This is a genomic window from Flavobacterium muglaense (genome assembly GCF_014305155.1).
In the GTDB taxonomy this organism is placed as follows: Bacteria; Bacteroidota; Bacteroidia; order Flavobacteriales; family Flavobacteriaceae; genus Flavobacterium; species Flavobacterium muglaense.
On the sequence record NZ_JACRUK010000010.1, the window covers coordinates 60194 to 74204 of the forward strand.

The 14011-nt window shown below is 35.6% G+C and carries 7 protein-coding genes; 6 read left to right on the plus strand and 1 reads right to left on the minus strand.

The window, feature by feature from the left end:
- The first annotated feature begins 20 nt into the window (after nucleotides 1-20).
- From H8R24_RS06410 to H8R24_RS06435, 6 genes are all read left to right on the plus strand, one after another.
- A complete protein-coding gene (locus tag H8R24_RS06410) occupies nucleotides 21-644 on the plus strand; it encodes a response regulator (protein ID WP_187017716.1) in 624 nt (207 codons plus the stop codon).
- Nucleotides 645-1336: 692 nt separating this feature from the next.
- Nucleotides 1337-2002, plus strand: a complete 666-nt coding sequence (locus H8R24_RS06415; protein ID WP_187017715.1) for a hypothetical protein — start codon at nucleotides 1337-1339, stop codon at nucleotides 2000-2002.
- A gap of 165 nt (nucleotides 2003-2167) precedes the next feature.
- The gene (locus tag H8R24_RS06420; RefSeq protein ID WP_187017714.1) at nucleotides 2168-4174 is read left to right on the plus strand and encodes a hypothetical protein; all 2007 of its coding nucleotides are present in this window, start codon (nucleotides 2168-2170) and stop codon (nucleotides 4172-4174) included.
- 6 nt (nucleotides 4175-4180) lie between these two features.
- Entirely contained in the window at nucleotides 4181-10312 is a 6132-nt protein-coding gene (locus H8R24_RS06425) for a serine hydrolase (RefSeq protein WP_187017713.1), read from the plus strand.
- A 28-nt stretch (nucleotides 10313-10340) separates the two neighbouring features.
- Nucleotides 10341-12089 (plus strand): hypothetical protein, encoded by a 1749-nt coding sequence (locus tag H8R24_RS06430; RefSeq protein ID WP_187017712.1) that lies wholly within the window; start codon nucleotides 10341-10343, stop codon nucleotides 12087-12089.
- A gap of 1 nt (nucleotide 12090) precedes the next feature.
- A complete protein-coding gene (locus H8R24_RS06435; protein WP_187017711.1) occupies nucleotides 12091-12966 on the plus strand; it encodes a hypothetical protein in 876 nt (291 codons plus the stop codon).
- Nucleotides 12967-13221: 255 nt separating this feature from the next.
- Here H8R24_RS06435 and H8R24_RS06440 read toward each other — a convergent pair whose 3' ends face one another.
- The gene (locus H8R24_RS06440) at nucleotides 13222-13947 is read right to left on the minus strand and encodes a hypothetical protein (protein ID WP_225877617.1); all 726 of its coding nucleotides are present in this window, start codon (nucleotides 13945-13947) and stop codon (nucleotides 13222-13224) included.
- Between the last annotated feature and the right edge of the window lie 64 nt (nucleotides 13948-14011).

Consider the following 14011-nt stretch of genomic DNA (forward strand, 5'->3'; position numbering starts at 1 on the left):
ATGATTACTACATTTGTATTATGGCAATACGCATTTTTATATATGATGATAGTGATGAACGACGAGATAGTCTCAAAGCGCTTTTGATGCTTAATGATGACTTTAAGTTTGTAGGGGAAGCTATGAATTGCAAAAACGTACTGTTTGAAATAGAAACCTATTATCCCGATGTGGTTTTAATGGATATTAATATGCCCGAAGTAGATGGCATTGAAGGCTTACGCCAAATAAAAACGCATCATCCCGAAGTAAAAGTACTTATGCAAACCGCGTTTGATGATTCGGAGAAAATATTCACCTGTATTAAAAACGGGGCTAGCGGCTATATTTTGAAAAATGACAAGCCACAACGCATTTTGCAAGCCATAGAGGAAGTCAATCAAGGAGGAGCAGCCATGAATCCCGCCATTGCTCAAAAAGTATTGGATTTTTTTATTCCAAAACAAATCGAGAATCCCTTAAGCCCAAAAGAAACTCAAGTACTTTCGTTATTAGCTGATGGGCTGTCTTATAAAATGGTTGCTGACAAACTAGGTGTAAGCTATTCTACGGTGAACACCCATGCTAAACGTATTTATGAAAAATTACACATTTCGTCACTAGGAGAAGCTATTGCGTTTTATTATAAAAACTTAAAGCCTTAAATTTCAAAACGTACTACATACAAAGTTTTATTAAAATCCCTTATCGCTAGATTAAGGGATTTTTTGTTTGTAATTATTTCAAATCTTTGATTTGTAATAAAAATTGCGCTTCAAGAAAGCCAAATCTGTAAAAATAAAAAATATACTGACCAATGAAAAATCTAAAAAACCGAATAGTTTTATTTTTAATAGCATTGACTATTGCACCTTGCTACAAGGATAATGACTCTAATTAGTAGATAGTTAATACGGGTAAAACTTTTTTAACCATACAAGGTGATATGACTGATGCAGAAGCTGCAACTCTAATAAAAAGTGATCTTGGCCCAAATACACAATATGTTACTGTGCAAAACACTACCAAAATTACAGTTTTGGATCTAAGCAAAGCTTCTAATTTAATTAAATATCGAATCTAAAAACGATTCAAGTTATAATCAAAAAATAATTATTCACTAATTAAAATCTTGGAAGCAACAACAAGGTTAAGTCAAAATTATTTTCGATTTATAAAAATGGAGGCAGCAATTTGCAGTTGAATGTCAACTTTAAGAAATATGATTTGGATGATTTTTAGAAAACGGAGGTGAAGGAAATCATTAATTATTAAAAAAAATAAAAAACAGGGGGAACAAATTTAAAACAGAATTGATATAACTATATACTATTAAGAAAAATTAATAACTGAACTCATGAAAAATTATTTAAAAAAAATTAGTGCAATTTTTATCTTAGGAATTACAATTGTAGGATGTGACCTTAATAATCCTGGAGCAACTGTTCCTCTTTTTACAAACACCAATACTAGTTATCAGCAATTAAAAAACAATTTAACAGCTTCTACTGGAGGCTATGAGACTACTACAAATGATTTTGAGGAGCAATCGTATACTTTTAAAATGGCTACAAACGGAACAATTTATAGTTTTGGGTATTCCAGCCAGACTGCTGTAGCCAATAAAAATTATAAAATTGAATTATTAGATGCAAGTGCAACAGTACTCGCTTCGGCAATAACCACATTTTTACCTAATGGTAGTTACTATACCTTACCAACTCCTGTATTCATTTTAGCAAATACACCATACACTTTAAGACGTACATTTTATTTAACCGATGCTACTTTATTGAATCCCGTACCATCCTTTGGTGATCCGCATAATTTTATGGATATAATAGGACCTGGTTTAAGAAATAGTGTTCCTGGTAGCTCCTTAAATCTTCCTATAACGGTTGGAAATATGACCATTACAGGTACTTTATCTCAACAGGTATCGACTGCGGCTTTGCTAGGAGGTTCGTACATTCAAACAAATAAATTTATCCCTGCGATAGATTTTGCATTTACACCTCTATAACCAAATCAAAGGTAATAAAACAGGTCTTAGGCGATATAGTATTGATAGTCAAAAACAAGGCAGTATTTTTTTTGAAAAGAGTCGCATTTACTTGTATTCGTAAAAAAAAACTAAGTTAACAACAAACTCATTATGCTGGTATTATTGAAAAAACATTAGATTATTATGAAAAATTATATTCTTCTCGTTATTAGTTTTTATTGTCTTTGTTTGCGAGCTCAAACACCAAGTATAACAATAAATTTACCACCAAATCCGAATCCGGATACATCACAGTGGGGGTCTGGAAGTTCGATTTTCAACATACTGGTTGCTGGAAACAATATGAATTTGCTGTTTGATAGCACTGTTTTAGTAAATATTAAAAGTAACGGAGTTGTACGATGTGGTGGGACTTCATCATCATCAGCGCAATCAAGTAACATATCAACAATATCACCAAAATCTTGGATTGGAACTTCGGCACAAGCTTTATTGGGTCAAGATTGCATTTTAACTCCAGGCAGTTATGAAATTTGCATTCAATTTTATAGTGGCCGAAATGGAGTTACATCGGATAAAAATTTACTTGAAAAATGCATGCCTTTTACAATTCTAAATAAGGAACAAGAAGTTTGTTCTCCTCCCATAAATGTGAATCCTGCAACTAATAAAATTTTCGTAGAAAAAGATTTACTCTCCTTAATAACTTTTAATTGGTCACCTATCATCTCCTCTTATAGAGGTATTGTTACTTATCGAATATTTGTTTGGGAAATAGAGGAGGGCGAAACCTATTCGCAAGCAATTTACAGCAACCTGCCAATCATTCAAGAAGACGTAAAAGGACAACCTAAATATATTGCAAAATCGGGTATTATCGAAAAAAGAAATGCCAAATACGTCTGGCGCGTTATTGCATTAGACTCAGACGGGGATCCTATTTGCAAAAAGACACAAAGTGAACCCACCGTTTTTGAGGTTAAAATACCTGAAAAACAAAATAATCTCAACACGCCTTGCGGAAATGGTGATTTCGAATCAAGTATAATTGATCCAACAGAATGGTCGGGTGGTTATACCCAACTGTCAGGAGGAAATAATTATACCTTTAGTCCTCCATTTAATTCAATTATAAAACCAGCAAATGGAAACCCGATTGATGCAACAATAAATACTGGTTGCGGAAGTCAAGCTGCAGAAAACCACCAAGTAATTGTTTCAGCAGGATTTGATGGTAATATTCCAACTTTAAATAGAGTTCCACCTTCTATAATTCCGAATAAATATGCATTGCGACTAGGTAATAATTGTCCAGGATGTGGCACCGAAAGAATGCAGAAAAAGTTTGTAGTACCTGCTGGAACAACAGACTATAAATTTATGTATGCCCTCGTTTTTGAAGCTCCACACACATTAACAGACAATCCTTCCTTATGGGTACGCGTTTATGATTCAACTAATACACTAATTACAGGAATAGTGTACTTGGACCCGTTTTCGAGTTTACCAATGGATAGAGCAATATCTGACTTAACAAATCCATATTGGAAAACATATAATGGCTTTTTATATCGGGATTGGGCTTGCGCTAGAATAGATTTAAGTAAGCTTGTTGGTCAGACCATAACTGTTGAAATACTTACAAACGACTGCGCTCATTGTGGACATTGGGGATATGGTTATTTTGATAACTTTTGCGTAGGCTGTGATAATAATCCTCCTAACAAAGAATGTTGCACCGAAAAAATTGAAGCAGTCAAAAACACCGTCAATGTAAGTACTTTGAATATAATGACATTGACCCAAGATTTTTCTATAAGCCCTAAAAACATCAAAAAAGTAACTGCCGAAATTATTTCTTTTGAAGAAGATCTAGTAACAACTTCTTGCATGAAATGTGTTACTAAAGAAAATTGGGTGGGTAACTTTATAGGCACCAATACCGAATCATGGAACTCTGGAACACCAATGAACGGGTCACCCGTAAACAGTGATGGTTATTATCCTGCTAAAATGGTCGAGTGGAATTGCAATAAACAGGGCAGTTTAAGTCTTGTTTTTAAAATTGCAGTTCCAGGTTCAGAAACAGGTTGTACTAGAAAAGGTAAAGTAGGGATTCGATACACTTTTACAGATATTGATTGTGTTTCCTGCGAAAAAATTATCTACTACAATTACACTTCAAAATAATAAGCAATGAAAAAGATACTATATATACTCGCGTTTTTTATTTTAATAGTAAGTAGTTTAACGGCACAAAAAGTGTGTTGCCCAGAATTTGGCATGGTTTCTTCAATGGGGCAGTGTTATTATATTCCTGCACATCCAACTGGAGGTTCAGGAACAGGTGATATAAAACCGGAGTATTGCCAAAGTAAATATACTGGATGTAAACACTCAAAAGAAACTTTTGCTGTTTTCCCTCAAAAAGTAGGCTACACCTACACTTGGACAGTAACTGGCGGAACGATTACTTCTGGCTCTGGAAATTCTAAAGATATTACATGGGGAAAGGGTAGCTTAGGAACTGTTACAGTAGTAATTTCAAATCCTAGTGGTACATGTAAACAAACTATTACTGAAAAAGTATGTTTGATAGATGCTCCAACTGCCGGTTTTTCATTTACACCAAATAGCTCAGTTTGTGCCAATCAATTGGTTCAATTTAACGATGCATCAACTGGTGCAAAGACTTGGAATTGGGATTTTGGAGACGGAACAACATCAACTCAAGTAAATCCTTCCCACAGTTATACAACTCCTGGAACGTATACGATCACATTAACAGTTTCAAATGCTGTAGAATCACAAAATACAGGAATAGATAGGCCTTGCAGTTGTAGCGACACCATGACAAAAACCATAACAGTTGGTGCAATAGGAATTGAAATTATTCCGGGCTGTAAGCAAATGTTATGCAAAGGCGACAAAGCCTCCTATTCCACAGCATCACCGTGTAACAATTACAATTGGAGCGTAACTGGCGGTCATATTGACGGTTCTTCAACTAGTGAAGCCGTAAATGTAATTTGGGATGGTAGTTATCCTGCTACTGTTACTATGACTGGAATTTGCCTAGGAAAATGTGGTAACTCGGGCACTTTGAGTGTTCCTGTTTTGTACCCAACTATGCCTATATCAGGCAGTACAGTAGTTTGTCCTTCGGATTTTTCGTCCTATAGCTTAGCTAGTATGCCGGGCACAAATTACACTTGGACAATCTCGGGCGGTGGCACTATAGCTGGAGATAATGCCGACACTAGTGTTATAAATGTCAATTGGGGAACCATGCTTGGAGATTACACTATTACTTGTAATTATGCCAATGCGATGACAAAATGTAGTGGAACAGCAACTATTAAAGTGAAAATTTTACCTCCTTTTAAAATTACAGGTAGTGCAAATGGTTGTCTTAATAGTTCTTTTTCTTATTCTGCTAACAGCCCAGCAAATTGGACAATAACGCCTACTTCGGGAACTTCATCTTCAACTTTTTCAAATGTTAGTAGTATTTCTGGAACATGGACAGCAATTGGGAGCTTTACTATCAATGCTATTCCAGTAACCCCAGCTAACTTTTGTAGCTATCCAGATTCAATGGTAGTTACTGTTTTGCCAACACCCATTCTTGGACCAATCACTGGACCAATACTGATTTGTCCCGGAAAACCATATACGTACAATGTGACTTCAAACAGACCGGGAGGCACTTTTAACTGGACAGTTACGGGTGGATCCTATACTTCGTCAGGAGGCAATAATAGTTCAATAACTGTAACATGGAATGCGACAGGTCCTTATTCATTAGCAGTAAACCAAACTATTGCATCATGTAGTGCGCCAAACAATCAAACTCTTAATGTAAACGCCTATGCAATACCAGTAATTACGGGCAGTGTTACCTCATGTATGGACAATGAGTTGATTTACAACACCTCAACAATAGCTGCTCCGGGAGATTATTCTTGGAGTTTAAGCAACGCTTTAGGGACAATTATATCTGGACAAGGGACAAATACAATACACGTTATGTGGCATGGCTCATTGACTCCGCCTAATACTTGTATTGTAAAACTGCTTACTTGTGGGGGACCCGCTCAAATCACTGTAACAATAAATGCAGCGCCTCCTGTGGTAATCACAAAAACAGGTGCTTTGTGTTCTACATCAGGAATTACACTGTCGTCATCTATTACTGGAACGTCTTATGTTTGGCAATTGGATAATATTGTACAGCCGACTCTCACTACTCAAAACGTTGTTATTACTTCTCCTGGAACTTATACCGTTTCTGTAAAAGGAACAAATGGTTGCATTTCGAAAGGGTCAATTGTAATTCCCAAAGAAAATACTGGTTTTACTGCTAATATTGCTGCAACAAACAAAACCTATTGGCTTTGCACAGAAACCATTAGTACAAATTTAGTTGCTACACCTATGCCAGCGGGAACTTATTGCTACAAATGGTTTCAAAGCTCTGCTTTGATTGGAGTTGGAAGCCCTGTTGGAACTGCGTCCAATTACACCGCAACGTCTACAGGATACTTTTGGTGCGAAGTAAGTATTTGCGGGACAAGCTGCAAAGTAAATACCAACAGGGTTTTAATAGAAAAAGAAAACTGTGTACCAGGGGGTGGAAATTGTAACTCAAATTATAATCCAGATTTTACAATAAATACTGCTTGCAATCCATATTCATTTTCTACAACCAATGTTCCATATAGTGGCGGTTCTGCTTACTGGTATTTTGGCGACGGCACCAATGACTCAGGAGCCAACGTTACACACACCTACACAGGAATTGGAACTTATTCTGTTTGCGCTAGTTTTGGTAATAGCACCTATTGCCGAAAAGATATTTGCAAAACGGTAACCGTTAATCTAGCTGCAAATTTTACTGCCTCCGTAAATTGTGATAAAGTTACGTTTACCAATTTATGCCAAGTACAAGCACCAAGCACAATTGTATCTTATAATTGGTCATTCCCAGGTGGAAGTCCTGCAACAAGTTCTGCCGCAAATCCAGGAGTGATTACTTATTCAACTGGCGGCATTCATACAGCAACATTAACCGTGTCTGACGGACATTGTCCTGTAACTTTTTCGGACACTTATACAACAACTGCTATCCCAGCATCAATGAACATTCCAACTACGATATGTGCCAATACAGTTGTGCCGTTTAAAGCTGATGGAAGCAATCCAGATACAACTTATCAATGGAATTTTGGGGACGGATTCATTTCGAATTTACAAAATACAGGCCACACCTATATTTTTACAACTCCTCCAGCCTCATTTCCTGTCTCCAAAATAGTAACATTAACCGTTACAAATAAAAACGGCTGTAGTACTGTATTAACTCAAAATATTAATATTTATGATGCAATAACAGCATCTATTATTGGTGGGGATAAAAAATTGTGTCCCAATGGTATTGTTAGTTTAAGCGTGACCCCTAGCTTTACAATTTATCAATGGTATAAAGACGGTATTGCTATATCTGGCGCTACTGCTGCAACCTATAATGCCAGCCAAGAAGGGATTTATTATGTACAAGTTGGTAACGGAACTGGCGGAGGTTGTACTGCAGATTCTAATAAATCGACAGTAAGTTTCTATCCTTTGCCAATCGCAAAAATAATTGCTAGTAAAACGCAATGTTCTGATAATTATCCAATTCAAATTCAAAACTCGACCTCAGAAACTGGTGCAACTTATGCTTGGACTGTTACAGGGCCATCACCGCTAACATTAGGAAATACTGCAAATCCAACTGCCACAACTACTGTTCCTGGCGAGTACAACTTTGAATTAACGGTAACTAGCAAAGAGGGCTGTATTGCAAAAGATGCTATTTGTATCACACTTGTAAAAAGTCCAACGTTAACAATTACTGCTCCTACAGGACCATTGTGTGAAGGTAAAAAATACACTTTTACAGCAATCGGAACGCCTAATACAAATCCGAGTGATTATACCATACAATGGAGTAACGGAGTAATTGGCAACACAATGACAACAGGAGTTGCAGGGAGTTATAGCGCAACAATAGTCAATTCTGCTGGATGTACAGCTTCTGCTTTTGGAGGCACTATCAAAAGACTACCCGATGTAAGTTTATTTCCAAAAGGCTGTCAAACTTTGTGCTGGACAGAAACAATTAATTTCCCTTTACTAAAACCAGCGACAGGAACATACACGGTAACTTGGTACGATGACGATGGTACGGCTGTCGCCAATGTAGGAAGCGGATTGAGCTTGCCTTTATCAACATTGCAACCTGGCATTCATCATTTACATGCCACGGTTTCAGTCGCTGGTGGTTGCGAAGTTACAACTGGTATTTTAGATTTGAATATAAAAGATTGTACCCTTTTGCCTGAATGTGATAATTGCAAAGACTTGCTGTCAACAACTAAAGTGGAATCTGAAAACAATATAACTAGTACTGCTATCGCCCAAATAACTGATGAATCAATTACATTCACAATTTTAAAACCTGTAAAAGAAGTACGAATTAGCCTTGCCGATATAAAATATTATTGGAAAGATCCTGCATGTGCTAATTGCAAAATACAAATGATAGAAAGAGGGTGCTTATTTGCAGCCATGGCAAATCAAGCCCTAGGAACTTTAGTTGCCGATGTTACTACGTCTTCAAATGTAGTTACGAGTGCTACTGCAAACAAATGCCCAGATGAATTAATTTGGAATGGTGGTACAGTGCTTCAACCAGGAACATATACCATTCCATTACAGCTTTCATTACCAAAACCTACAGCCAAAAACTGTGTTCTGGTTCTCGAAAAAGCCTGTTTCCATCTTAGTTTAATTGATGAAGATTGTAAAAAATGCGAAACTATTTTTTGTAAAAAAGACACTGATGTCAATCCAAAAGATTGTGCTTGCAATGCTGGAAATAATTGGTCCAATTTGTTTTTAACTCCAAGTAAATCTGGAATTGCAAAACCACGCACACAGATTATTTGCGGTGACACTATGACCGATATCCAGAGTGATTTTGCCTACAACTTATCAGGAGTATATAATTGCAAAGGCAATTGTGCCTCTACTAAAAATGAGATAACAGTGTACAACCAAGTAAATGATATTATCTATACTCATGTTGCTACAGCTTTATATGAAACAATTGTATTTCCTTCTAAAGGCATGTATTCTGTAACGCTTACGGCAAATTGTGGGGGTATAAAATGTAGTTGTTCTTTTAGAATCAATGTTAATTCAGATGGAGGTGGAACTGTCTCAAATGGAAACAGTGGAGGAAATGACGACAATCAAAACCCAAGTAATACAACATCCTCCAACGACAAACCAATTGAAGATATTCTAAATCAAACATTGCCACCTGATTTTAATGGACAAATTCTAGTATCACAAAATGATAAAACACTTTTTGAAAAAAATTATAGCTTCAAAGACAATGTTACTAGCCACACTGCTTTTGATTTGGCTTCAATTACAAAGACATTCACAGCAATGGCCGTTTTAAAATTAATGGAAGATGGGAAACTAAAAATAGAAGATCCAGTGGTTCAATATTTACCCCAATTTCCAATTCCAGAAATAACTCTAAAAATGTTATTGAGCCATAAAAGTGGGTTAGAAGATTATTTAAAATTCATTGATGAATCCGATTGGGACAAGAAAAAGAATCTCACCAATGCTGATTTACTTCAATTTATTGTAAAAAACAAATCAAAAGTACTGATAAATACTCCAGGGGAAATATTTGATTATTCGAATACCAACTTTGCATTACTAGCATTAATTATCGAAAAAGTGTCAGGGGAAAGTTATAAAGAGTATTTAGGAAATACATTTTTCAAACCTTTACAAATGAGCGACACTTATTTGATGGGATTAGACAATTATGCTCTTGCAACAAAATCATATTATCGAAATGGAAAAATCTATTCACTACGTTATTTGGATTTAGTATATGGAGACAAAAATATTTACAGTACCGTTCAGGATTTAAAAAAATGGGACAAAGCCTTACGTGACGGCAAATTATTTAAAAAAACAACCTTGGATTTAGCCTATGCTCCAACAAGCACCTTAGTTCCTTATGCTAGTAATTACGGATTAGGATGGAAAAAAATAGTAACAACAAGTGGCAAAGAAGTCTTATACCACACAGGTTGGTGGGCTGGAAATCGAAGCCTTTTGATACGACTACCCAAAGATTCTGTAATGATTGCTGTGGTAAGCAACAATAATTTTATCAACATAAGTGACATTAAAAAATTATGCGATTTGTTTGGGGATTACCAATTAACAAACAAAAAAATTGACAATTTTTAAAACTGAAAACTAATTTAAAACCAACAAAATGAAACTGAAGCTATTTACATTTTTTATGCTATGCTGTATTAGTTTTGGCTATGCACAAACTAGAAAGTCTAAAAAGAAGTCTAAAGTGGTTGTAACTGGAACGATGGGTGTATCCTATGAAAATTATGGTTTGACAAAAAACCCTACTGGCTGGACTGGATTTAGTCCAAGGAAACCATGGAATCAAGTCCGGTTTACTCTTAAGCCAACAATTACTATTGGAGATCTTAAAATGCCTTTCAATTTTAGTTTTGCGACCTTGCCAACTAATTTTTTAGGACCTTATGCAGGAATTGGGGCTCTTGGAAATCAAACATTTTCACAATTCTTATCCAATCCACTAAATAATTTTTCTATAAACCCAAAATACAAATGGGCGGAATTACAATTGGGAACACAATACCTTAATTATAGTGATCTAACAACAGGTGATGTGGGTATATTTGGGGCAGGAATTGATTTAAGACCTGGCGGGTATTTAATTAAATTTTTTACTGGAACATCACAGCAAGGCATTAACCAGTCTTTTTCACCAGTTGTAGTAGGTGCATATAAACGGACCCATTGGATGGCACAGTTAGGAAAAGAAAAAGAAGATGTATATAAATTTGCTATTACGACTGCATCTGGTAAAGATCATTTTGGAAGTGTTACTTCACCGCCTTTATTTGTCAGTCCACAAAAAGGATTTGTATTAAGTTTGTTAGGAAAGTATAAATTGGATAATGGCTATTATATGGAAGCTGAAACGGCTCAAAATTTCTTTTCAACAAATATCCTTTCTGGCCCACCACTTCCAGGTGGTGTCCATTCTTTTAACCCGTTTTATACAGCAGATGCCTCATCATTATCTGATTTTGCGGGCACAGCAGCATTTGGAAAAAAATCTAAAAACTTTGATATAGGATTCAAAACAAATTATCTAGGTGCAGGATATTACACCATGGGTTATCCTTATCAACAATCAGACAAATTAGATTTGACGGTAAATACACGATTTAATATTTGGAAAAATAGTGACAAAACATTCAAAACAAACGTGGTAGCAAGTATCGGTCAACGTATGAATAACTACAGTAATTCTATATTAAAACAAAACATGCTAATTGCAAACTTAAACTGTTTTACACAGTTCAATAACAATTGGAGTTTAAATGTGAATTACAATAATTTTGGATTTCAAAGTACAGGAGTAAACCCATATTCGATTAGAAACATCAGTAATGATTTTGGCGTGAACCCAACATATTCTTGGAGCACTACAAAAATGGCCAACTTATTGAGCTTAAGCTACAATTATAGTCAATACGATGATCGTGATGTTTTTAGCGGAATCACGACATCCAATCTCACTCATACCGTTTTCGTAACCTACGTTCCAACTTACTTTAATAAAAGCATAACACCTGACTTTAGTTTGTTGTATTTTACAAATCAATTACCAACTTTCAAAACTACACTTGTCACAGCAAGTGCTGGTATTGGAACCCCTCTTTTTGACAAAAAAATAAATTTAAAAGGACAGTTGCAATATACATTCATAAAAAATAATGTGTTTACGCCAAACAATAATGTAGTTGCAAATTGCACTATTGATTGGAAAATTACTAAAGAACTTATTTGGACCAATTATTTTTCGACCAATTTCTATAAATATGGTAATGAATCCATTCCTTTTGATGCTAGTTACGTTGAAACTAATTATAGAACAGGATTATTATATAAATTCTCCACTAAAAAACAATAAAATGAAAAAATCAATCTTATTTCATATTGCTTTATTGCTTTTAATAGCAGCAAACGGCCTTGCACAAACTTCCACTAACCTCATTGTTAGTCCTACACCAGCATCCTCACTCTCTTTGTGGTCGTTACAAAAGCAAACTGTAGTGTATCTTGTAACCGGCAATTCAGCAATTCAATCAGAATATAAAATAAAAACAGAAATTCAGCTCACAGATGGAACTGTGGTTGGAAAAACAGATTTAACACGATCTAGAGTTTATATCTTAAAATCAGGCAACACTATTTATTATGCAGATGATGTTGTACCTCTTGACTACATGATTTTTACAGGAAAATACAGGGTGTCATTAAACACATCAGGCAAACTCCCTAGCGAGACGTATCAAATTTGTGTCTCACTAGTCAACACTCAAGATTTTGCTCCAATTGCTCCATCTAAGTGTAAAGTGTTTACAATTGCTACTCCCCAATTACCAGTTCTAATTAGACCTTTTAAAGATCAAGTATTAAATGAAACTGAAGCGCAATCTGTAATTACGTTCAAATGGACACCATTAGCCCCAATTACTCAAAGCATAATTACCTATAAAGTACTGGTTTTTGAAGTTCTTCAGGGTCAAACACCCATGCAAGCATTGCGAAGTAATATGCCAATACTTGATCAAGATGTTCGTAGTGTAACTCAATATGTCTGGAATCCACAAGGTATTTTAAACCAAAATCCAGCGGATGAAAATGGGGTTGTTCATCAAAAAAAACTTATTTGGACCATACAAACCTACGATAATCAAAATGAACAGCCTTTTCTTGATGGAGGTTTAACACGAGATGGTTTGAGTGAACCTGTTGTTTTCTATGTAGGAACTTTAAAAAAATAACAATTAAAATCTTGCAATAAATCAGATGATTTATTTAAATGCAAACAATGATTATAGTAGTCAATAATTCCTCTGCCGTTCATTAAAACATCAGCAGCAATAATGCTATGAACGGCTTTTACTTTATGGCGGATTATTATAGGTTTACTTGGACAAGTATAACTACAGTTTCTTCTTATATTGCTGATGTAAATATTGCTGAAAACAGAGGCAATAACGTCGGAATGATTGATTCTGCTTTTGGGTTAGGATTTTTTATTTAACCTGATAACTTACATAATCAAAAAGCGCATAGTTTCTTGTACTAGGAATGTGGTCTCCTATAAAAGTGAGATTTTCCAGGCTGCACAGTATTGCAAATTTCTTTTTGTTGCCGTATTCTAATTGGGATGTTGCGGCTAGCTCATCGTTGATTTTCCAGTTTACTTGGTAGTTTTTATGCGTGTTTAAGCTAAGTTCCATCGAAAAGGTGTGCCATTGTCCTCTTTTGATTTTTGCCTTATGAGATTGACTCGGATTGTCTTGTGACGACATATGTACCACGAGTTCATCTGGAGCAGCGTTAAGCGCTTTTCGGATGGTTTGTTTTCCGTAACCAATTTCAAAATCCAATTCGTGACTGTTGCTATTGTATAAAAAGGCACCAATTGTAGCCATATCACCAACACCCATCTCTGGTACAAAAATACGCCAAGTATAGGTTCCTGTTGTATATGTGGTCAGGGTTTTTATTTTTGAACGATCCCAGCTGTTGGCATTCGTGAAAATTTTTAATTGTTCGTTTTCAATCGAATAATTAATAGCTCCCGACTGTGTAGCGTCTTTCCATCCTTCTAAGTTCTTGAAATCCCAACGTATATCGGATGCTTTTTTCGGTTGCTTGTTTTTTGATTTGTCCATGTCTGTGTTAGTGCTACCACATGAGAACAGGAGCAATGCTGCAATAGTTCCTAGTAGGTTGGTTTTGATTTTCAAGGGCATGATTTTAGGGGGTAGGTTCTCAGGTAAATATAAGCATTGATTTCAAGAAATAATAGTACGAAGT